A 22,962-nucleotide genomic window follows, 5' to 3' on the forward strand; every position below is an offset into this window, starting at 1 on the left:
GCTTCTGTTACCACTCTTCGGCACTCACTTTTGCAACACTCGTTGGCAATATACCGTCCATATCAAGGATGATGAAATATGACGTCTGACATTTCTACACAGTTCTCTTTCACTAGATTTAAGCAAGACCTTATAAAAAAAGACAAACGTAGATTGCTGAGCTGGGCCAACTGTGAACTTTATGTTGCCTTTTATCGCAACGCATCAGGCCAGGATCTGCCAGGGTTAATTCAGGTTGATTCTCAGCAGCGCTACGTCGCTTCCAGCAGTCAAGATACTTTAAAAAAGGCGATGACCAACATAAAACTTGAAGATGACAGCAAAATAGTAATCAAGACGCTGTCCCTTGCCGAGCTGGCTCGCAACGCCCATTTTTATCACTTGAGCATACACCTCATTGATCAAGATGATGGTCTGGCTATTGGGGGAGTCTTAATGCAGCTCCTTGGCATAACGGCTATCTTGGAAGATGCTGGGGGCAAGGAAGTCATCTACGAGGCCGATGTCTTCTCTTTCGAGCCTGAGGGTAACGCTGAAACCCTGCCCTACGGCGCTGTTCAGTATTGGCGCGATATCGCACTTGAGTACACCCCTGACCGCGAGCCGAGCGAGATAAATTCGCTATACGTATTTGATGACCAACTCGATTGGGACAACCCACTCTTTCCAGAACTACCCGATAATGCGAAGGCTCTAAGCAAGCTATCCTCCAGCGCTAAGGCCTTTTTCGAGCATATGAGGGTGCCACCGCTCACGAGCTGGGAAGAAAAGTCTGCGACGCCAGACGTGCCAGAACCTTCCTATCAGAACAGCCTGCTGGGGGTCAGTAAGCTCAGCACCTTCAATGTGCTGCGCGCCATGGTCGATCAAGATATCGTGCCAGTTGCCGACGATATTGCTCTAACAATCACCAAAGACTCAGCGCATGATGACGAGCCCGCCGACAGCGCCGAGCGCTGGGAAGTAAAGATCAGTTTCACCACGCCCATGGGATTTAATGCCGTCTTCGATCCGGACTGGATCGAAGCTTCTCTATGCAAAGCCAATACGGAACTACCCGATACCACAGGTACCCACCTCGCCAGCGAGAAACTACGCGAGCGTATCGTCAATCATCTTGCCTGGAACTTCTTTCAGCATGTTCGCAGCTTCGTGAAGACTCTCTTTAGTACGGATCTCCAAGGGTTACTACCTGGCTTCATTGTCAACAGCTATGGGCCTTTTCAGCCTGATTACACGGATGAACGGTTTCCCTGTTTGGCACGCTTTAAGTGCGGCGAAAACGGAGTGCCAGTGCTTTTACTGGGGCCGAATGAAGGCAACTACGTCTGTATGCCGTTGGCGTTCGAAGAGATACCCGAATCAGATGTCTCCCCACTGATTCCTCGCCGCAGTGAACTGATCAGCATAGAGTCAAAGAGTATGCCGCTTGCAGAGCGCTATGAGAGGTTGGTGATTCCCGCCTCTCTTATCGACTTCCCCGGCCATTGGTATCAAGGGATAAGGGTCAGTAATCGATATCTCAAAACCAAGTTCATCTTCGGCATGCACTTAAACTCTCTGATAAACGAAATGGGAAAAGATAGAGCAACCACCGCAGGCAACTCGCTCAAGTGGGTTGTAGCGGGCTGCGCGGCGGCGGCGCTTATTGGGGTGATGGTAGTGATGAACTTATAACGCTTTTGTCGCCTGGATAACACGTGCTTCACTTGCTTGTTGTCCAGCGCAAACGTTATTGGCTATGGCTTAAAGCACCACCTCATAACCTTCAAACTTAGGTGGGCCAAGATAAATACCTTCGGGTGACTTGGCATTGGCATGGGCCTTCCGGAATGCGTCTGACTTGGTCCAGGCACGGAAGGCCTCTTCCGATTCCCACACGCTGTGGGAGATAAACACGGTGTGATCTTCCTGGCTTTCGCCCTGCAGCATCTTGAACTGTTTGAAGCCCGGCACTTCATCCAGGTGAGAGTCGCGGTTACGCCACACCTCTAAAAAGTCCTCTTCGCGGCCTGGGGCAATTCGAAAACGGTTCATAGCGATATACATCATTACTCTCCTACGGGTTTGTTCCTGCAGAGTTGATCCTGCTGGAGGAGTTTTGCTGGATTGATTACGCAAACGGTAGCTTGATGGTAACGTCACATGTCAGTGGCGAATAGACTTAGCGGCGAATAGCCCTCAACCGCAAGGTACGGCATGGCTAAGGCACCTATCCAGGTTGTTTGGTTCAAACGCGATTTACGTATTCATGATCACGCGCCGCTTTCTAATGCAGCCGCGGCTGGCTCCGTATTGCCCGTATTCGCCATTGAACCCGGGCAGTGGCAAGCGCCGGATAGTGCCCTGCGCCACTGGCAGTTTGCCGCTGACTCACTGGTCGATCTTTCTCACGCTCTGGAGACACTTGGCCTACCGCTGTGTATTTGGCAGGGCGATATTATCGATTTGCTGAACGCCCTGAAAACCAATTACGGCGAGTTTGCTCTTCACTCTCATGAAGAGACAGGCAACGCCTGGAGCTTTGCCCGCGATCTTAGCGTCAAGGCATGGTGCCAACAGCAAGGCGCGCCATGGCATGAAGCACGCCAGCACGGCGTAATACGCGGCCTGAAATCCCGGGTGGCAGAGCGCGATGCATGGGAAAAACAGTGGGAAGCGTTAATGACTGCTCCTACCTTCTCAGCCCCGCAAAACGCTCAAGCGGCCGAGGGCTGGCAAGCTTTTCATCATATTGATATTGAGCAGCTTCATAAACTAACGCTAGGGTTTGATACCACGCCCTGCCCGGAGCGCCAGCCTGGTGGCCGCAGCGAAGGCCGCGCAGTGTGGCGCAGCTTTGTAAGCCAGCGCGGGCGGCGATATCGCGGCTCGCTGTCTAAACCTTTGCTTGCCTGGGAATTTGGCTCGCGGCTTTCGCCCCATTTGGCTTGGGGCACGCTCTCCATGCGCGAAGTGGTGCAGTCGCTGCGCCGCCAGCGTAAAAAGCATGCTGAAGACACGCCCTGGTCACGCTCACTGCGCGCCTTCGCTTCCCGACTCCACTGGCACTGCCACTTTATTCAAAAGCTCGAAAGTAAGCCGAGCATAGAGTCGCAAACGCTGCACCCAGCGCTACGAGGCCTGCGGGAGCGCGACCCCGAACATCCCAACCTGATCGCCTGGAAGCATGGACAAACCGGCGTGCCGTTGGTGGATGCCTGCATGCGCAGCCTGATCGCCACCGGTTGGATCAACTTTCGCATGCGCGCCATGTTGATCTCCCACGCCACCTTTGGCCTTGGGCTGCACTGGTACGAACCAGCATTGCACTTGGCACGTCTATTTACCGACTTCGAGCCGGGTATTCACTACCCCCAGGTGCAGATGCAGGCAGGCGCCACGGGCACCAACGCGCTGCGGGTGTATAACCCCATCAAACAGGCGGAAGATAACGACCCAGATGGTGAGTTTGTCGCCCGCTGGGTGCCAGAATTAACTGCCCTGCCGCTAGAGTGGCGCGCCAAGCCGTGGGCACTACCCGAAAGCCTGCGCCAACGATTCGGCTTTCAGCCCGGCGAACACTACCCGTTCCCCAACGACTTTGAATGTGAGGCGCGCCACTGGAAGAAGATGCTGTACGAGCTTCGCCGCACCCCAGATGCGAGAATAGCCAGCCAAGCCATTGTGGATAAGCTCGCCAGCCAGCAGCGGCCATCCTTGCAGCGCTCTAAAAAAGCAAAACCCGCCAATCGCCAGCAGCTTTCTCTGTTTGGCGATGGAGGGTTGGAGGATAAGTAGGTGTTACTTCCAGTATGGCTAACTAGCTTTTCACCAGAAAGCGTGACCGTTTTGGCGCTGACTTTATACAGATGATGATACCAATCAACGCCGGTCGTGCTCTACTTAACGACGCCATCACAGACACGCACCTCACCGGGAAAATCACGGCATAAGCTAGGTGACCAGTCTACCGACGTCACCCCAACAGGGTCGGTTGGCCCTTATTTGGGTATAAAAGGAGGTAGTAGTTGCGGATCAGCAGCGGAACAAAGTGGTTTCTTTGACGCAATTGTGATGTCTTCAATCCAATCCATTAGCCATCATCCCCATAAGCACTGTGGCCATGAAAGAACTGGCAACCCCTATTGCGAGGGCTATCAGGCCTGATAGAGCAAGGGCTGCAATCGGATGCTTCTTAATTGAATCGGCAATTCTGAAATAAAGATCTTTTTTTATTTTTTTGATCTCTTTGTTTGTTTTTTCAATTGTTGAAGTTGAAACCCTGTCCTGTTTAAGGCGTTCTTCGCATTCATCACATATCTTTGGGAAATGACATGAGGCTATTATGTCAGTTTTGATTCCATTCATGTCAAAGAGGCACCCCCTAGTCTCATCATGCGTGTAGCCAGGCAATGCGCCGTAATCAGGAATCTGGCCACCTGACCTGAGGTAAAGGAGCGAATACGCGTAAAGTACACGCAATATGGCGTTTTCTAGCGGAATATTGAAGTGTTCGAGGATATCTTTGATTTCGTGAAAAGTGAAAGCAATTCGATTACCTCCCAACCTTCGAGCATACCAATTCATCTCTAGCGGCACATTAACAATAGCAACCGTTAAATCGACATTTCTCTCTTTTGGAAACTGCTCCACCAAAAGCTCGTCTGAGAACTCCCATCCGTAACCATCTGAATCGCATCGAAGTACATAGGGTTCGATCGACCCTTCAATGCTAAAAACGGAAGACTTCCACTTCTTTACTTTAGAAAGCTGAAGTCCGAGTGGCATATGACCTATCAGGATCATTTTTATTTTTATGCGACTCACGTATTACTCCTCTGGCATAACGCCCGGCTCACACGCCGGTTTATAGCGGCGAAAATCGGTCGCTGCAGCCGATTGTTAAGACAAATATTCGGCAAGGAAACGCTGAACATCTTTGATCATGTCCGCGACATCTGACTCGGAAAATTCCGACCATTTCCCGTGGGCTGCATTATTTCGAATGTCAGCGATTGTCGTAATTCGCTTTTGTTGCAGCTTGTTGTAAAGGCCGTTTTTGGCAAGCGCTGCATTCATTTGATCAAGCTTACCATGAGGTATTAATTGCTGATCGCAGAGATCTCTGAGTGTGGTTTCAAGTACAACCCCCGCAACAACAGCTGCCGGACCAATATAGCCTTGGCTCAAGAGTTCCTGGGCTTGCTCTAGCTCACTATCAAACAACTCCGCTTGGACTAGACTGCGAATAGATGCGAGGTGGCCACCCTGAAAGTCGCTACGCGCAGCAGCGAACACAGATTTAAGACGTTTAAAAATATCGTAGCTTGAGTCGAAGGTTTGAAGATGTTCCGCATTTGAAAATGCCTTCAAATATTCGCTGTCCTCGCCACACGCCCGGGAGATCAAACTTTTGGCTTTCAACCGCCATTCGTCGAAGGCCTCACTGCTGACGATAAAGTAGCTGTCATACTCACCATGCCTTTGCTGCTTGGTAGAATCGACTAACTCTGCTTCTAAGCTGAGTTCATCAAACCTTACCGAGTGTTTATTTATCAACCCTTTGCTCCCTGTGAAATATGGAAAGGTCTTAACAGGCATGAGACATCGCATCCCATGATTGTATAAAGGCACCGACATGATTGTTCGAAAAGTGCGGTCTGCAAAATCCTTCTAAATCTATGATTCCTCTAATTATTAACAGGCTAAGCATCCAAAACTCATGTTTCTACTGCATTTGCCAGTACTACCTCCACATTGGGAGGCCACCTAGCTTGCTATTTTTCTCACCCACCCTACCAAATCCAGCTTAGCACAGGGCGCTTAGGGCGGCTGAATATCTCAGCTTTGAGCTTTCAACGCATAAAAAAACCGCCAATCGCCAGCAGCTTTCGCTGTTTGACAATGGCGGGCTAGATGAGACTTAAAAAGGAGTATTAGCTAAGCGCCTCCAGAGACTGCTCAATAATACTCAAACCCTCTTCCAGCACTGCAGACGATACCGTCAGCGGCACCAGAATGCGGATGCTGTTGCCGTAGAAGCCGCAGGAGAGAAGGATCAGGCCTTTCTCGCGGGCTTTGGCACAGAGCGCACCGGTTAGCGCTGTATCGGGTTTTCCTTCGCTATCGAGCAATTCGAACGCTGCCATGGCGCCTAGCTGGCGGCCGTGGGCAACGGCGGGGAATCGCTCTTCCCAAACAGCAAAACGCTCCGCGAGCATCTTGCCCATCTGCTCGCTGCGCTCAAGAATATTTTCCTCTTCGATCACCTCGATCACCGCCAGCGCTGCCGCGCAGGAGAGCGGATTGCCGCTGTAGGTGCCGCCTAGGGAGTTGGGGCCGGAGGCGTCCATTACCTTGGCGGTACCCACAACAGCCGACAGCGGCATGCCGTTAGCGAGGCTTTTGGCGGTGGTGAGAATATCCGCTTCGATGTCGCTATGTTCGAGGGCAAATAGCTTGCCGGTGCGGGCGAAGCCGGACTGCACTTCATCGGCGATCAGTAGAATACCGTGCTCGTCGCACAGCGCGCGCAGCGCTTTAAGGTAATCCGGTGACGCAATATAGAAGCCGCCTTCACCTTGAACCGGCTCAATCACGATGGCCGCTGTACGGTGCGGGGCGATATCGGTTTTGAACAGCGTGCGAATGGCATCCAAAGACGCTTCTTCGCTGATGCCGTGCAGCGGATTCGGGAATGGGGCGCGGAACACGTCGCCCGGCATCGGGCCGAAGTCGTTCTTGTACGGTAGCACCTTGCCGGTCATGGCCAGGGTCATCATGGTGCGTCCGTGGAAAGCGCCGTCGAAGGTAATAATGCCGGTGCGGCCAGTGGCAGCGCGGGCAATCTTCACGGCGTTTTCCAGCGCTTCGGCACCGGTGTTGACCAGCATCGCTTTGCGCTCAGGGCCGCGCACCGGGCTTAGTTCGCAGAGCTTTTGGCACAGCTGCACATAGGGCGCGTAGGAAATGACCGCGGCGCTGGTGTGCATAACTTTCTTGAGCTGCGCTTCAACGGCGGCGACGATTTTCGGGTGGCGGTGGCCCAAGTTCAGCACACCAATACCGCCCGCGAAGTCGATCCAGCGGTTGCCGTCGGCATCCCACAGCTCAGCATTTTCAGCGCGCTCGGCAAACTGGGTTGTCGGCGTGGCAGCACCGTTAGCCACGTAGCGGTTTTTCAGGTCGTTCAATTCTTGGTTAGTCATCATAGCTTTCCTTATAAACCGCCAACGCAGACATATTTAAGTTCAGTAAATTCATCAAGACCGTGGTGGGAGCCTTCGCGACCCAACCCGGACTCTTTAACGCCGCCAAACGGCGCCAACTCGGTGGAGATCAACCCTTCATTCACACCGACCATGCCGTACTCCAGCTGCTCCATGGTGCGCCAGATGCGGCGGTAATCCGTAGCGTAGAAGTAAGCCGCCAGGCCAAAGGGTGTATCGTTGGCCATGGCAATGGCTTCTTCATCGCGCTGGAAGCGAAACACCGGCGCGACCGGGCCGAAGGTCTCTTCGTCGGCCACGGCCATCTTGGTGGTCACATCCGCCAGCACCGTGGGAGTGAAGAAGCGCTCGCCTGCGGCGTGAGGCTTACCACCGCAGAGCAGCCGAGCACCCTGGTTCACTGCGTCGTCCACATGGCGCTGCACTTTATCTACCGCTGCTTGGTTAATCAGCGGGCCGATAATGCTGCCATCCGCCAGGCCATCGCCAACCTTCAGTGCGTTCACTCGCTCGGTGAGCTTGCTGACAAACGTATCGTAAATGCCGTCCTGCACCAGGAAGCGATTGGTGCATACGCAGGTTTGCCCAGCGTTGCGGAATTTGGAGGCGATTGCGCCATCAACAGCGGCATCTACATCGGCGTCGTCAAACACGATAAACGGCGCGTTGCCCCCCAGCTCCATGGCGGCCTTCTTCACTGTACTGGCGCACTGGGCAAGCAAGTGCTTACCCACCGGGGTGGAGCCGGTAAACGAGACTTTGCGCACCCGTGAATCCGTGGTGAGCACCTCACCCACCGCTGCCGGTTTTGAGGCAGTAATCACGTTAATGGTGCCTGCAGGCAGGCCCGCTTCCAGCGCCAGGTAAGCGGCGGCAAGCGCGGTGAGCGGCGTGGCTTCGGCGGGCTTGATCACCACGGTGCAGCCCGCCGCCAGGGCCGGGGCGCACTTGCGGGTAATCATCGCCAGCGGGAAGTTCCATGGGGTAATTGCCGCCACCACACCTACCGGCTCGCGCAGAACCAATAAGCGTTTGTCCGCGCCATGACTTGGTAGGGTTTCTCCTGCCATACGCTTGGCTTCTTCGGCGAAGAACTCGATAAACGACGCACCGTAGGTGACTTCGCCTTTGGCTTCCGTCAGCGGCTTGCCCTGCTCCAGGGTCATCAGACGGGCCAGGTCGTCGGCGTGTTCGTTAATAAGCTCAAACCAGCGCCGTAGCAGTGCCGAGCGCTGCTTGACCGGTGTGGCCCGCCAGGCAGCGCCAGCGTTGTAGGCGGCGGCCACGGCGTCACGGGTATCATCGGCGCCCATATCCGCCACCCGGGCAATGGTTTCACCGGTGGCGGGGTTATCCACCGCAAAGGTTTGTTGACCTGTACGCCACTCGCCACCCACCAGGGCTGGAACCGCATCGTGCAACCACTGTTCGATAAAGCTCATACGTTGCTCCTAAAAAGCTTAAGTCCAGAAATCTCGTAGGACGGCTTACAGGTCCACTTGCATATGGCGATCGCTGTAGTCACGCCCGTAGGTGCGCAGCGCATGCACGTAAAGCACGATGCCCAGCACCGCCCAGCCAGCAAAGATAGTCCACTCCGCGACGCTCAGTGCCGCCGGGCTACCGGGCAGGTAGAGGCACGCCATACCGAAAGAAAGAATGATAGCGAGGGTGCCGCACAGCTTGCCGTTACTTACCTTGAATGGGCGGGGCATATCCGGCTCGCGCACCCGTAGCACCACAAAGGAGATCGCCACAAACAGGTAGGCCAATACGATGCCCAAGCCACCCGCATTAACGATCCACACCAATGCTGGGCGGCCAAAGAAGGGCGCCAAACAGGAGAGAAAGCCCATCATAAAGATGGCATTAGTAGGGGTTCTGTAGCGAGGATGCAGCTTGGCAAACGGCGCAGGTAGCATGCCTGCTTTAGCGAGGGCATAGATTGCCCGAGAGCCGCCGATATAGAAGGCGTTCCAACTAGTAATAATGCCCGCAATACCCGCCATGACCATTAAGTTGCTGGCCCACGCGGCGTTAAACAGGCTTCCCATGGCGTCCGGCACACTCAGTGAACTGGCCGCCAGTTCAGTGCTGTTGAGCGCCAGGCTGGTCGCCAGAATAATCAGCGCATACCACACCACCGCCAGAATCACCGACATCATCAGCACTTTGCCGATGGCCTTATAGGGCAGATTGATCTCTTCAGCGGCCTGGGGGATAACGTCAAACCCCACAAACAGAAACGGCACCATGACCAGCACCGCTACAATGCCTGCGAACACGCCGGTGTCGGCCTGGGTGAAGAGCGGCATCATATTGATGGTTTCGCCTTCAAACAGCGAACCGGTGACAAACATGACCCCCACCAGCAGAATTAACCCAGTCACTACCTTTTGCAGCAGCGCAGCGGTGGTCACACCGAAGTAATTGATGATCATCATGACCAACGAGCCACCTACACCTACCGCTACCCAGGTGGCTTTAACTTCCCAGCCGGCAATCGTCCACAGATGACCGACGGCATAGTTGGGCGCCAGATGTTCAATCACTGTGGGAAGTGCTACCGCTTCAAAGGCCACCACGCTTAGGTAGCCTAGAATAATCGCCCAGGTGCACAAGAAAGAAGGTAAGTGGCCCAAGGCGCGGTAGCTGTAGACGTGCTCGCCACCGACTTTGGGCATCGCAGCGGCAAGTTCAGCATAGGTAAGGCCAACCAAGACAATCGCTAAACCGCCGATAATAAACGCTATAATGGCGCCTAGGCTGCCAGCGGATTGAATGGCGGTACCGGTGAGTACAATCCAGCCCCAACCGATCATGGCACCGAAGGCCAGCGCTAATACATCGCCACGGGCGAGTACCCGGACGAGCCCTTCCTGTTCTGATGAGGATGTGGTCATTTGAAATTGTCCTGCGAGTTATTGGATGTTGTCGTAGGCGCTCAGGGGCGCAGTATCCTGATCCTGTTTTAACAGCCTTTCTTTGAATAGGCATGTTTTTAACGGTTTCGCCAAACAGGATGGCCACACGCTAGCAGGCGGGAGAGAAAACGCGAACGCACCACTTTTGCGTTCGACTAGACCACTTTCCATGCGCACCGAAAGGGTGCACTATTTTCATACGGCTTTCGTCTAAGTGCCCGCCGTTAGCGGGTTAAGCGGGATTAAGGGGTGTTCAAATGGATCGTAAGGAGGTCGTGCACCAACTTGTACAGCTTTATGCACTCCAACCGGAACGGTTGAGTAAGCAGGTGCGTATTGAGCAGGCATTGCGACAAGCCATTACCCAGCAGTGGCCTGCCGGGCTGCGGCTGCCCTCCCATCGCCAGTTGGCGGATGCCCTTGGCGTTGCCCGCCAAACCCTGGCGCTGGCGATCCATACGCTACTCGAGGAGGCACTGCTTAAGACCGCCCACGGCCAAGGCACCTGGACGTGTCGGCCCGTTACGCCCAGCCTTTCCTTGCATGGCAATGCACAGCTCTCATCACGCGCCCAGCGGGTGCTGGATGGCCCAGGCGCTAGCATGATCCAAAGCGGCGCCTTCGTGCCCGGCATTCCCGATATCGCCCAATTCCCGATGCGTAAATGGCGGCAGCTCTACGCCAGCGTAACGGTGCCGCAAAACGCCCTGCTGCTCTCCTACTCCACCGGTGGCTACGGCCCATTAAAGCGCGCGATACGCGATTTTCTGGCGCGCTGGCGCAATATTAGTTGCGACACGGAACAGATCATCATCACTGACGGTACCCATAACGGCATTGAGCTATGCGCCGTGGCGTTGGCTGATGTGGGCAACACTGTTGCCATGGAGTCGCCCTGCTACTGGGGAGCGCGCAACGTCTTTACCGCCGCAGGTTTGGAAATCGAACCGGTGGCGTGGCTGCCAGGTCAGGGGCACATGCTTCCGCCTGCTCCTGGCCCGGTCAAGCTGGCCTACTTGACCGGCTCGCACCATTACCCGCTCAGCGTGCCTACCAGTGCGGTGGATAAACAGCGCTTATGCGATGCCCTAGCGCCCGCGTATATTGTCGAAGATGATTACGAGTTTAACCGCGACGACCACTCCAATCTGCTCTTTGACCCGCACTCGGAGCGCCACTTGCTGGTGGGCTCGTTTTCCAAGATGATGTTTCCAGGACTGCGCTTAGGCTATTTAGTGGTACCGCGTCATTTAGCGGGGCCAATGAACCGCTTGCGCAGTGAACTATTCCGCGAAGGACGCATGCTGGATCAGGCCGTACTAGCACAATTTATTTTTGATGGTGATTTGGATGCCTGGTGTCGGCGCATTCAACGCGACTACCTAGGGCGCCAACAGGTGCTGCATGATCAACTACATTCGCTGCCGCAGGTGCGCAGCGTTTCGCCACCGAGCAGTGCTATTAGCCTTTGCGTCGAGTTTGAGCCGGGCGTTAACGATGTGGGAATCGCTCAGTCACTGCTGAAAGAGCATTTAATTGTGCGTCCATTAAGCCCAGTGTGTGCACCAACCGATCCGCGCGTCGGCTTAGTAATGGGCGTCGGCATGCTATCAGGGGAAACGCTGGTGCGTGAAGCACAGCGCCTGCGTCGCAGCCTGGAAGCACTGCTGCGCTAGGCGTTATTAATAGTGCACAGGTAAGGAAGGAAGTGTTTCTCAACACCTTATCCACAAGCTTTGAACGGTTTATACACAAGGACTTTTATGCGTCACCCTGTTGATAATTTCATCGTCGCCTCTTCGGCTGCTTTCGCTAGGCTTCGCCTCTGGGCATCACTAAGTCTTGTGCTCCTGCTCTCGGGCTGCGCCACCTTTGCGCCCAACCCGCCTCAGGATCAAAGCAATATCTGCGAGATCTTCCGCGAGCAGCCCAGTTGGTACGACTACGCCCAGGAATCAGAGGAGAAGTGGGGCACACCGATCGCCACCCAGATGGCGTTTATTCAGCAGGAGTCTTCGTTTCGTAGCCATATCCGCCCGGATCGCAAGTACTATCTAGGCTTTATCCCCGGCCCCCGGCCCTCTTCTGCCAAAGGCTACGCCCAGGCCCAAGACCCCGTTTGGGGGGAGTATGAGGATCAAGCGGGCAGCCTGTTTGCCCGGCGTACTCATATGAAACACGCCACGGACTTTATTGGCTGGTACAACCGTCGTTCCCAGCAGCAGGCGGGCATATCGCTCAGTAATCCCGAGCACCTCTACTACGCCTATCACGAAGGCGCGGGGGGCTACCAGCGGGGTTCTTACCGCGGCAAACCACAGGTATTGAGTGCGGGGAGACAAGTAGCTGCTCGCGCTAACCGTTACCAAGCCCAGCTCAATGCTTGCGAAGCGGAGTTTCAATGCCGCAAGTTTTACCAGATCTGGCCATTCTGTCGTAGTTAAGGAAGCTGACGATGTCACTATGGATGGGTGCTGCCCTGGTTAGCGTGGTGTTTTTTACCTCGATGCTCTCCGGGGTGTTTGGTATGGCGGGCGGATTGGTACTGCTATGGTTTCTGCTGCTGATCTTTCCCGCCGGCACGGCGATGGCCGTTCACGGGGTTATTCAACTCACGTCTAACGGTTCGCGGGCGTGGCTGTCACGGCGCTATATTGTCTGGCGCATTGTCGCTTTTATGACGCTGGGTGTACTAAGCGCCGCGGGCCTGCTTCTGCTGTTCAACTACAGCCCCAATGCCGCCAGCGTCTCTATATTGATTGGCCTAATGCCGATTTTGGTATGGCTGCCCAAGCGCTGGTTTCACCTGGATGCCAACCGCGCCAGCCACGCACTGTGCTGCGGCATCGCCTCTGGCGGTTTGACGATTGCCGCAGGGGTTTCCGGGCCGCTAATCGATATCTTCTTTGTCCGCTCACGTATGGATCGCCGCCAAGTCGTGGCGACCAAGGCAATGATTCAGGTAGTGGCTCACAGCATTAAAATCATCTTCTATCTCGGCGCCGCCATGGCGCTTAGTACCGGCGAATGGGGCATTGTGCTGCTAGCGGCGCCGTTTGCGATCTTTGGCACCCACACCGGCAACCGCATTTTACACCGCCTCACCGATGCCAACTTCCGCACCTGGACGCGCTGGATCGTGACCGGTATTGGGGTTTTCTATTTCATTCAGGGAATATTCCTACTCACCCGCTAGCGTTGAGGCAGTGCCCAAACGATTTGCACGACATCAATGCGACAATTGCCGCACAATACAAACCAGTAATATCAGAACGCCTTACCTGGCGTAGCGCAGCTAATTATCTTGCAGGGGACATCGCCAATGTTTCTGAAACGGTGCGGAGTGCTTGTCTTGAAATAGTATGATTCACCTGGCCCTAAGCGCCTCGTATTACTTCCAACAATGATTTCAATCTCACCTTCCACGACAAAACCAGCCTCTTCACCATAGTGAGTAATCATGGCTTGCCCAGTATCAGCACCCGGTAAATATCGCTCAACCATAAAAGCCAAGGCACGGTTAGGACGATTTGCCCCGACAAGCTTGAAGGAAATATCACCGGAAGCAATATCAACTAAATCATCCGCCGAATAGAAAACCTGCTCCTGACTATCAAGATCCATCGTAAAAAAATCACCGACGCTCATAGAGAATGCGTTTAGGATTTTCTTCAGGGAACTGACGGATGGGCTAACTTTTCCTTGCTCTATTAGCGAAAGACTTGAGTGGGTAACCCCACACAACTTTGCTAGTTCTCGCTGCGAAATCCCTCGCTGCTTGCGCAGGGAGCGCAAGCTCGCACCCACGTCATCCGACATGCTTTTTTTCACTCCCTATCAATAAGTAAATTACGTTGTTGGTCTATTGACGGGCACATAATAGCGCAAAAAAAACCCCACGGCTGTGGGGCAAAAACTTAATTAAATGATCGCTTTCTACAAAAGATAATTCGCTTAGTCGGTGTGCATCGTCGTGGTCAGCTCAAGTACTTCGAGCATCAGCCAATCCCACGACCACTTCAGCCTCTTGCGGCTCGTCTTCGTAAGCAATTCGGAAGCCGGTAAAGCCGTAAAGAATGGCAAATAACGGACTAAGCAGCGCTAGAAAGGCATAAGGCGCGTAACTGAAAGCACTGACGCCCAGCGTGGCAAACATAAAGGCACCACAGGTATTCCAAGGCACCAGAGGCGACGTCATGGTGCCAGCATCTTCTACCGTGCGAGACAGGTTTTTCAGTTTCAGCGAGCGACGCTTGTACTCGCTGGCATACATGCGGGCAGGAAGAATAATACTTAGATACTGATCGCAACCCACTACGTTAGCGGCCATCGATGTCGCCACTGTAGTAGCAATCAGGCTGCCAGTGGTCTTGGCCAGTTTGAGCAGACTTTCCACGATGGTACGAAAGAACCCCGCCGACTCAAGAATCCCGCCAAAGCTCATCGCGATAATGATCAGCGAAACAGTCCACATCATGGCGCTAACACCGCCGTTGGTCAGCAGGTCGTCCACCGTGGCGTTTCCAGTGTCTACCGCGTAGCCTTCCACAAAAATAGTAAAGCTATCACCTAGAGGTACGCCCTGAACCACAATCGCGCAAACAATACCCATCAGCGAACCAACAGAAAGGGCAGGAATGGCCGGCACCTTCTTGACCATCATCACGATAACTGCCGCAGGCACCAGCAGCAGCCAGGGACTGATCATAAACAGTTCATCTAGACTCTGCTGCAACTCGGCTACTTGTGCCGCACCATCACCTGAAGGCGTCATGTTCAGGCCAATAATGGTGTAAAGCACTAGCGCCACCGCGAGCGCCGGAACCGTGGTGTAGAGCATATAGCGAATGTGTTCAAACAGGTCGACACTGACCACACCTGGCGCCATGTTGGTAGTTTCGGAAAGCGGAGAAATCTTGTCGCCAAAATAAACCCCAGAGATCACAGCACCTGCTACCATCGCCGGATTAAGGCCTAGCCCTTCACCGACGCCCATCAGGGCGATACCAATAGTGCCTGCCGCCGTCCAGGCGTTACCACCAGCCAACGATACCAAACAGCAGATCAAGCACGCCGCAACCAAAAAGTAGTCTGGTGCCAAAATGCTCAGCCCGTAATAGATCATGGTGGGCACAATCCCACCGGCAATCCAGTAGCCAATAATGGTGCCGATAATGATTAGAATCACAATCGCCTGTGTGGTCAGGCCTATGGAACGTAAAATACCCGCTTCGAGATGCTTCCAGCGGCTACCCGTCGTAATAGCCACTATCGTCGCTACAATCGCACTCAAAAAAAGTGGCAAGTGCGGATCCGTCTCGAAGTAACCAATAAATACGCCCAATGATGCCGCCATAAACACAATCGGTATCATGGTCGCTTTTAAACTTGGGCGGGGAGTTTCTTGGTCTTCCTTAGCAGTGTGGTCAGTCGACATAATGTTCTCACTTAATGTTTGATTATTGGTCGTCGTATTTCCGTTAGGAAATCATTGCAGTGATGGCGACTCCGATCATTGTTATGCTTGTTTTTATTGGTTTTTCAGGCACAAGGCCCCCTCGGCGAGGGGGCACGGCATTTGCCGTGACACCTAGCGCTATTGAATCGAATCAATAAAGAGTGAAGTACCCAGGCGAAGCTCGTTACGAACTTCGATGGTTCAAACGCTTAGCGACATCCACACCGTCTTCACTTCGCAGTATTTCTCCTGCGCGTGAAGCGATTTATCGCGCCCATTGCCCGACTGCTTCACGCCGCCGAAAGGCACTGTCTGATCGATACCCGCCCAGTTATTCACATATACCTGGCCGGATTGCAGGCGCCGCGAGACCCGCATAATGCGGTCAATATCCTGGCTCCAAACACCAGCAGCGAGTCCAAAGTCACTATCATTCGCCAGTGCAATCGCTTGCTCTTCGCTGTCGAAACCGAACACACTCAGTACTGGGCCAAAGATTTCTTCGCGGCCAATGCGCATATCGGGAGTAACATCATCGAAAACCGTCGGCGCCAGGAAATACCCATTGGAATCGCTGGCTTCGCCCCTTAGCTTCAGCGTGGCGCCTTCGCTCTCGCCCTGGCGAATATAATCAAGTACCCGTTGGTACTGCGCTTCATCGACCATGGCGCCCATAAAGCTATCCGGGTCGAGCGGGTCTCCTGGCTGCATGTGCTCAGCAGCTTTCACCACGCGGGCCACAAAATCCTTGCGAATACTGTTTTCCACCAACAGTCGCGAACCGGCAATACAGACTTCGCCTTGGTTGTGGAAAATAGCTTCCGCAGCGCTTTGGGCGACGGCATCGAGATATTGGCAGTCAGCGAAAACGATATTAGGGCTTTTGCCACCGCACTCTAGAAACACGCGTTTCAGGTTGGATTGTCCAGCGTACTGCATGAGCTGTTTACCCACAGCCGTGGAGCCGGTAAACGCCAGACAATCTACCTGCATGGAGAGCGCCAGAGCTTTGCCCACCGTATGGCCGTAACCGGGTAAAACCTGAAATACGCCGTCAGGAATACCGGATTCCTGGGCAAGATGCGCCAAGCGCAGCGCCGACAAAGGCGATTTTTCCGACGGTTTGAGAATCACGCTGTTGCCCGCGGCCAGTGCCGGGGCAATCTTCCAGGACGTCATCATCAGTGGAAAATTCCATGGCACAATAGCCGCCACGACCCCCATTGGCTCGCGTAGCACCAACCCTAGCGCACGATCTCCAGTGGGTGCCACTTCGCCATAAAGCTTGTCGATACATTCCGCCTGATAGCGTAAGCACGCTACAGTGCCTGCCAAATCCCCTAGCGAGCTGGAAATCGGCTTACCCATATCGAGCGTATCGAGTAACGCCAACTCATCGTGGTGCGTCTCTACCAAATCCGCGAGGCGCAGCAGCACTCGCTTGCGCTTACTCGGGTGGCAACGTGACCAGACACCGCTTTCAAAGGTTGCACGGGCCGCTTGCGTCGCGCGCTCAGCATCTTGTGCATCGCAGCTGGCCACTTCAGCAAGAACATTTCTGGAGGCAGGGTTGATACTGGTCAGTGTGCTGCCATCTGCGGCAGCCACAAACTCGCCATTGATAAAAGCGCGCGTTTCAAAGCTCAGTGACGCTGCTTTTGCTTGCCAGTCGGCTAGGGTTTTCGTGTTATCTGCCGCCATTATGCACTCTCCATGGGGTGTGTTATCGCCAGCTTTTCGGCTGTTTTGCCCAGTGCCAAACGCGCTTTGCTCACCAGTTCATCAATTTCACTGTGCGTGATGATGAGCGGCGGGGACATCACCATGGTGTCGCCCACTGAGCGCATCACTAGCCCGCTTTCGAAACACAAATCACGGCACAGATTGCCTACGGAAAGGGATTTATCGAAGCGCTCGCCAGTGCTCTTGTCAGCGACCAGTTCCAGTGCGCCGATCAAGCCTAACGAACGCACCTCACCCACCAGCGGATGTTCAGCCAGTTCCTGCCAGCGTTTAGCCAGATAAGGGCCCAGGTCATTGCGAACGTTGTCGACCACTTGCTCACTTTCCATCAGTTCGAGGTTTTTAAGCGCAACAGCCGCACAGACCGGGTGGCCGGAGTAAGTAAAGCCGTGGAAGAACTCACCTCCCTCTTCTATCAATGTATCGGCCACGCGATCTCCCACCAGCACCGCGCCAATGGGCAGATAGCCCGACGACAGCCCCTTGGCAATCGGCATCAGGTCAGGTGTTAGCCCATAGTGAGTACTGCCAAACCACTCGCCTAAACGCCCAAAGCCGCAAATGACTTCGTCGGCAATCAGCAAAATATCGTACTTAGCCAACACTTCTTTCACCGCAGGCCAATAGCTGTCCGGCGGAATGATCGCACCACCTGCGCCCTGCACCGGCTCGGCAATAAAAGCCGCTACGTTGTCTTCACCTAATAACAGGATTTTCTCTTCTAACGCTTGGGCACACTGCTTGCCGAAGGCCTCCTGACTCATGTCGCGACCATCCCCAAACCAGTAAGGCTGGCAAATATGGGTAATTCCCGGCACACAAGGGCCACCTTGATCATGCATCGGCGCCATGCCGCCAAGGCTCATACCCGCCACGGTAGAACCGTGATAACCATTTTCACGCGAGATGATCCACTGCTTTTCCGGCTTGCCTTTGATCGCCCAATAGCGTCGCACCATGCGCAGCACGGTATCGTTGGCTTCGGAACCGGATCCAGTGAAGAACACATGATTGATATGCTCGGGAGCCAACTCACTTAGCTTGGCGGCCAGCTTCACTGCCGGTGGGTGGGTGGTTTTAAAGAAGTTGTTGTAATACGGCAACTGCTGCATCTGCTCGGAGGCAGCCGCAACCAACTCCTGACGCCCGTAACCGAGATTGACGCACCAAAGTCCCGCCATACCATCAAGAATGCGATTGCCCTGGCTATCGTAAATGTATACCCCTTCGGCATGAGTGATGATGCGGCTTCCCTCTTCACCGAGGGATTTAAAGTCGGTGAAGGGATGAAGATGGTGCTGGCGATCCAACGCCTGGTAATCCTGGGTCTGCATAAATCAGTTCCTGCTCAAATCGTTGCAACAAGCGTTCAGCCGACAGCAAGCTGGGCGGCACGTTGGGTACGACGCTGACGGCAGGCCGTCGCAAATCCCTGGAACAGTGCGTCATAGAAAGGATGTTCTTTAGGGCGCCACTCTGGATGCCACTGAACAGCCAGTGCAAACGCGGCGGCGCCGCGCACGGAGACCGCTTCGACTAACCCATCCGGTGCCCAGGCTTCTGCTTCCAGCCCCGGCGCAAGCCGATCGATCCCCTGCTGGTGCAGTGAATTTACCTCAGCATGTTCATCGCTATAGAGCGCAGCCAAGGCCCCATTAGCGCGAATTTTTACCGCGTGGGAGGGTGCATAATGGCCCGCCATGTCGTCAGCAGGCGGCTCACGGTGGTCGAGCATGCCTGGTAGCGTTTGTACGGCTTGGTGAAGCGTGCCCCCAAGGGCGACGTTCATTTCCTGAAAGCCACGACAAATGCCAAATAAAGGTAACGCCTGGCGTAACGCCTCATGCACCCAGCAAAGCGCCGCTTCGTCACGCCGTGCGTCGTCACGGGTATTCTCTGGGGCGCGTTCAGCGCCATAGCGATCAGGCGAGACATTGGTGTAACTGCCGGTGAGCATCAAGCCATCCAGGCTGCCCAACAGATCGACAGCCTGCTCTGCGCGCTGCTCGGGCGACGCTATATCAGCCACTAGCACCGGGAGAACCACCGGCGTAACTCCATAGTGATAGAGCGCCTGAAGAAATTTATCGGTCACCATTTGGGCAGGATGACCTTCCACCTCTCGGCAGCAGGCGATAACCCCCACCAGGGGGCGCGGAGAATGCGTTGCTTGCATAGTCAAACCACTTTGTCGGTTGTTATGTTTTATTCAACACTCAACTCAACATAGCGTGACTCGTTTTATTTTCCAAGCGCAAAATGCCTTTTTTGCCAAAAAATACGCTAAATAACTGATAAAAATACAATAAATAAATAAATACATCACGGAGCATAAATATTTATACGATTTTTGTTATTAAATAATTGACAGAAACGATCGACACCGCAAGGATACTGTTAGTAGAAACACAACTAACACGGCATAAAAATAAGGTACAACGTATGTCCTCTGCCAATGACACAGACGCTCAAAACGTAGCCTCGGACTTTCTCGACCAGCACCCAGACATCACCACCATTGACCTGTTGATCAGTGACCTTAACGGTGTCATCCGAGGAAAGCGCATTCCTTGCGACAACCTCGCCAAAGTGTTTGAAAAAGGCATTTATTTGCCGGCTTCGGTCTTTGCGTTGGACATCAATGGCAACACCGTGGAAGAGACCGGACTTGGGCTTTCCAGCGGTGACGGTGACCGCGTCTGTCGCGCCATTCCCGGCACACTTAACCCGGTCACATGGATGGATAACAACCAGTATGGCCAGCTGTTAATGACCATGGAGGAAATGGATGGCTCGCCGTTTTTTGCCGACCCTCGCCAAATACTCCGGCGCATTCTTGAGCAGTTCTCCGACCGTGGCTTAACCCCCGTCGTCGCCCTTGAGCTAGAGTTTTATCTGGTCGACCGCGTACGTGACGAAGAAAACTTAATTCAGCCACCTCAGTCCCCCTCCAGCGGCGAGCGGGCCACTCAAAGCCAGCTATATTCGGTGCTGGAATTAGATGAGTACGCTGAATTTATCAATGACTTGCAGTGTGCCGCCCAGGCGCAAGGTTTGCCGCTGGATACGGTATTGAAAGAGTGCGCACCAGGCCAATTTGAAGCCAACCTGATTCATACAGATGATGCGTTAAGCGCCTGCGACCACTCGGTACTGCTCAAGCGCCTCATCAAGGGCGTTGCATTAAAGCATGGCTTTGAAGCTACCTTTATGGCCAAGCCATACGGTTCAGAAGCCGGTAGCGGTACCCATGTTCACGTCAGTCTGATAGATAGCAACGGACATAACATCTTTGCCGAAAACGGCGACGACCCGTTGCAGAGCGCAGCACTACAACACGCTGTAGGAGGGCTGCTGGAACTGATGCCAGACTCCATGGCACTGCTGGCCCCTAACCTCAATTCGTTTCGCCGTTTTCAGGAAGGGCTCTATGTGCCCATGGCACCTACCTGGGGGTACGACAACCGCTCCGTGGCAATACGCGTACCCGCTGGCCCGAAAGAAGCACGACGAATAGAGCATCGCGTAGCGGGTGCCGACGTAAACCCCTACCTTTTACTGGCTACCGTGCTGGCATCCATCCACCATGGTCTAACCCAGCAGATTGCACCTGCCGACCCCATTATCGGCAACGCCTATGAGCAAATTGCACCTCAGTTGACTAACAGCTGGGCACACGCGCTGCATTTGCTGGGTAACAGCCGCATACTCGGCGAACAGCTAGGCGAAGACTTTATTGAAGTGTTCATTGCCAACCGCCAAGCAGAGCGCGCCGACACCATGCGTGAAGTTAGTGCCATGGAGTACGACTGGTACCTGCGCCACGTATGAGTTGTTAGACCGTTGATAGAACAAGAGAGGCGCTCGCCGCCTCTCTTGTTACTTTTGCCAGCCTTACCCTCCTATCCTGCCCTTCTATTAGCTTTTTATTCCGTGTTATCCGTGAGCATCCGCGGCAAATAAAAACGGGCTGACGAACATATCCGCCAGCCCACTTTCAAACCATCATCAAACTGATCAACAGGCCCTAAACCGCCAACCGGTCACGCATGGCGTAGAACCATGCTCCCATCGCGGAAAGCGGCACACGTAACAGACGCCCACCGGGCATGGGCAGGTGGGAAATCTGCGCAAAGGCTTCGAAACGCGCTTCTTCACCGCTAATCGTTTCTGCCACTAACTTGCCAGCCAGATGGGAGCACGTTACCCCATGGCCAGAGTACCCCTGCGCGTAGTAAACGTTGCTATTAATGCGGCCAAATTGCGGCAGGCGGTTGAGTGTTAGCAAGAAGTTACCGCTCCAGGCGTAATCGACTCGAACATCGCCAAGTTCTGGGAAGGTCTTCAGCATTTTCGGCCGAATAGCGGCCTCGATACTGGTGGGCTCTTGCCCGCCATAGTTCACGCCTCCGCCATACAGTAGACGGTTATCGGCGGTCAGGCGATAGTAATCCAAGAGGTAATTACAATCCTCTACCGCTTTGTTATTCGGCAGTAGTCGCGAGGCTAACTCTGCAGACAGCGGCTCAGTAGTAATGATCTGGGTGCCACAAGGCATCGCTTTGCTTTCCAGCTTGGGTAGCAACCCTTGCAAATAGGCATTGCCAGCCATGACCACCCGCTGAGCAGTCACTCGTCCCTTGGGGGTATGCAGCGTTACCGGCTCACCGTGTTCCACTCTTGCTACGGGGGAGTGTTCAAAAATCTTTCCACCCAACGACTCCAGCGCCGCCGCCTGCCCCAGCACTAGATTGAGGGGGTGCAAATGCCCACCAGAGTGATCCACCAAGGCGCCGACATAGCGTTCGCTGCCTATCTCGCGCTTGACCTCTTCGCCTTCCAGCAGCTCAAGCTCCTGATGACCATAGCGTTCCCATAAGCTTTTTTGATCCTTTAAGCCTTCCCACTGTTTCTTATTACAGGCGGCAAAAAGGTTGCCATCTTTTAGGTCGCAGTTGATCTGATACTTTTCAATGCGCTGACGGATAATTTGGTTACCCTCGAATGCCATAGCCCCCAGCGCTCGGGCGGTTTCAGCGCCGTTTTGTTTTTCGATAACATCCATATCACGGCTATAGCTATTAACGATCTGCCCGCCATTGCGACCGGAAGCTCCGAAGCCTATCGCAACACTTTCCAGCACCACCACTCGGTGACCGCGTTCCGCCAAATGCAGCGCTGCTGAGATACCTGTAAATCCAGCCCCCACGACACAGACATCACACTCCACATCCCCCTCCAGCATGGGCCTTTGTGACGTGGAGTTTGACGATGCCGCATAGTAGGAAGCCACATGACCAGAAGAAGTTTGAGGTTGCATTTACCACCTTCCTTTTGTTGATTATTTTAACCAACATGATCATATAGATCGCTGACATAATGCGCAAGCATCAGCATATACAGGACTTGCAGAGGAAAAACACTTTCCACCCCACAAGAAAATGTTATTAAAAAAGCAACACTCACTCATAAAAAAAAGGAATGACCATTACATTAGAAGAAGTTACCTCTCGTTTTATATACCGCCCCTATGAAGGCGATCTTTCATACTAGCCGGTTGCGCCATTTTCTACTTTTCGCAGGAAACTTTCCCGTTCACCCGCTAGCGTTGAGTGAGATAAAAGCG

18 protein-coding genes are annotated in these 22,962 nt (G+C 54.0%); 6 read left to right on the forward strand and 12 right to left on the reverse strand.

All coding sequences use genetic code 11. The features are described from left to right. Nucleotides 1-78 precede the first annotated feature (78 nt). Entirely contained in the window at nucleotides 79-1,677 is a 1,599-nt protein-coding gene (locus RO22_RS15210) for a hypothetical protein (protein ID WP_041158710.1), read from the forward strand. A gap of 69 nt (nucleotides 1,678-1,746) precedes the next feature. Here the strand turns inward: RO22_RS15210 and RO22_RS15215 are convergent, their stop codons facing one another. Continuing rightward, the gene (locus RO22_RS15215) at nucleotides 1,747-2,049 is read right to left on the reverse strand and encodes an antibiotic biosynthesis monooxygenase family protein (protein WP_022521683.1); all 303 of its coding nucleotides are present in this window, start codon (nucleotides 2,047-2,049) and stop codon (nucleotides 1,747-1,749) included. 150 nt (nucleotides 2,050-2,199) lie between these two features. Here RO22_RS15215 and RO22_RS15220 point away from each other — a divergent pair, with 150 nt between their 5' ends. Next, nucleotides 2,200-3,780 (forward strand): cryptochrome/deoxyribodipyrimidine photo-lyase family protein, encoded by a 1,581-nt coding sequence (locus tag RO22_RS15220; protein WP_041158711.1) that lies wholly within the window; start codon nucleotides 2,200-2,202, stop codon nucleotides 3,778-3,780. Between the two features lie 282 nt (nucleotides 3,781-4,062). Here the strand turns inward: RO22_RS15220 and RO22_RS15225 are convergent, their stop codons facing one another. The 5 genes from RO22_RS15225 to RO22_RS15245 form a co-directional block, all read right to left on the reverse strand. After that, a complete protein-coding gene (locus RO22_RS15225) occupies nucleotides 4,063-4,809 on the reverse strand; it encodes a hypothetical protein (protein ID WP_041158712.1) in 747 nt (248 codons plus the stop codon). A gap of 75 nt (nucleotides 4,810-4,884) precedes the next feature. Further along, the gene (locus tag RO22_RS15230; protein ID WP_052475662.1) at nucleotides 4,885-5,583 is read right to left on the reverse strand and encodes a DUF4145 domain-containing protein; all 699 of its coding nucleotides are present in this window, start codon (nucleotides 5,581-5,583) and stop codon (nucleotides 4,885-4,887) included. A gap of 335 nt (nucleotides 5,584-5,918) precedes the next feature. Further along, complete coding sequence (gabT, locus tag RO22_RS15235; RefSeq protein ID WP_039857345.1) at nucleotides 5,919-7,190, reverse strand: 4-aminobutyrate--2-oxoglutarate transaminase; 1,272 nt, start codon at nucleotides 7,188-7,190, stop codon at nucleotides 5,919-5,921. A gap of 11 nt (nucleotides 7,191-7,201) precedes the next feature. Next, nucleotides 7,202-8,653 carry an NAD-dependent succinate-semialdehyde dehydrogenase gene (locus RO22_RS15240; protein WP_027957076.1) on the reverse strand — a complete coding sequence of 484 codons (1,452 nt, stop codon included), beginning with the start codon at nucleotides 8,651-8,653 and terminating at the stop codon, nucleotides 7,202-7,204. A gap of 45 nt (nucleotides 8,654-8,698) precedes the next feature. Next, nucleotides 8,699-10,114, reverse strand: coding sequence for an APC family permease (locus tag RO22_RS15245; protein WP_041158713.1), 1,416 nt, complete (start codon nucleotides 10,112-10,114; stop codon nucleotides 8,699-8,701). A gap of 278 nt (nucleotides 10,115-10,392) precedes the next feature. Between RO22_RS15245 and RO22_RS15250 the strand changes: the two genes are divergently transcribed. The 3 genes from RO22_RS15250 (at nucleotide 10,393) to RO22_RS15260 (ending at nucleotide 13,331) form a co-directional block, all read left to right on the forward strand. After that, the gene (locus RO22_RS15250) at nucleotides 10,393-11,811 is read left to right on the forward strand and encodes a PLP-dependent aminotransferase family protein (protein ID WP_041158714.1); all 1,419 of its coding nucleotides are present in this window, start codon (nucleotides 10,393-10,395) and stop codon (nucleotides 11,809-11,811) included. A gap of 87 nt (nucleotides 11,812-11,898) precedes the next feature. Then, the gene (locus tag RO22_RS15255; RefSeq protein WP_027957079.1) at nucleotides 11,899-12,579 is read left to right on the forward strand and encodes a hypothetical protein; all 681 of its coding nucleotides are present in this window, start codon (nucleotides 11,899-11,901) and stop codon (nucleotides 12,577-12,579) included. A gap of 11 nt (nucleotides 12,580-12,590) precedes the next feature. Continuing rightward, on the forward strand, nucleotides 12,591-13,331 hold the full coding sequence (locus RO22_RS15260) for a sulfite exporter TauE/SafE family protein (RefSeq protein ID WP_041158715.1): 741 nt from the start codon (nucleotides 12,591-12,593) through the stop codon (nucleotides 13,329-13,331). A 71-nt stretch (nucleotides 13,332-13,402) separates the two neighbouring features. Here the strand turns inward: RO22_RS15260 and RO22_RS15265 are convergent, their stop codons facing one another. The 5 genes from RO22_RS15265 to RO22_RS15285 form a co-directional block, all read right to left on the reverse strand. Then, complete coding sequence (locus RO22_RS15265; protein ID WP_041158716.1) at nucleotides 13,403-13,954, reverse strand: cupin domain-containing protein; 552 nt, start codon at nucleotides 13,952-13,954, stop codon at nucleotides 13,403-13,405. A gap of 163 nt (nucleotides 13,955-14,117) precedes the next feature. Next, nucleotides 14,118-15,572: a Na+/H+ antiporter NhaC gene (gene nhaC, locus RO22_RS15270; protein ID WP_041158717.1), complete on the reverse strand. Its 1,455-nt coding sequence runs from the start codon at nucleotides 15,570-15,572 to the stop codon at nucleotides 14,118-14,120. Nucleotides 15,573-15,794: 222 nt separating this feature from the next. Continuing rightward, nucleotides 15,795-17,294: an aldehyde dehydrogenase gene (locus RO22_RS15275; RefSeq protein WP_041158718.1), complete on the reverse strand. Its 1,500-nt coding sequence runs from the start codon at nucleotides 17,292-17,294 to the stop codon at nucleotides 15,795-15,797. Then, entirely contained in the window at nucleotides 17,294-18,670 is a 1,377-nt protein-coding gene (locus RO22_RS15280; RefSeq protein WP_041158719.1) for an aspartate aminotransferase family protein, read from the reverse strand. The genes RO22_RS15275 and RO22_RS15280 overlap by 1 nt, the downstream gene beginning before the upstream one ends. A gap of 35 nt (nucleotides 18,671-18,705) precedes the next feature. Beyond that, nucleotides 18,706-19,512, reverse strand: a complete 807-nt coding sequence (locus RO22_RS15285) for a gamma-glutamyl-gamma-aminobutyrate hydrolase family protein (RefSeq protein ID WP_041158720.1) — start codon at nucleotides 19,510-19,512, stop codon at nucleotides 18,706-18,708. Between the two features lie 266 nt (nucleotides 19,513-19,778). Here RO22_RS15285 and RO22_RS15290 point away from each other — a divergent pair, with 266 nt between their 5' ends. After that, a complete protein-coding gene (locus RO22_RS15290) occupies nucleotides 19,779-21,167 on the forward strand; it encodes a glutamine synthetase family protein (RefSeq protein WP_041158721.1) in 1,389 nt (462 codons plus the stop codon). A gap of 196 nt (nucleotides 21,168-21,363) precedes the next feature. Here the strand turns inward: RO22_RS15290 and RO22_RS15295 are convergent, their stop codons facing one another. Further along, nucleotides 21,364-22,656, reverse strand: a complete 1,293-nt coding sequence (locus tag RO22_RS15295) for an NAD(P)/FAD-dependent oxidoreductase (RefSeq protein WP_041158722.1) — start codon at nucleotides 22,654-22,656, stop codon at nucleotides 21,364-21,366. Between the last annotated feature and the right edge of the window lie 306 nt (nucleotides 22,657-22,962).

Source organism: Halomonas sp. KHS3, from assembly GCF_000830495.1.
GTDB lineage: Bacteria > Pseudomonadota > Gammaproteobacteria > Pseudomonadales > Halomonadaceae > Vreelandella > Vreelandella titanicae.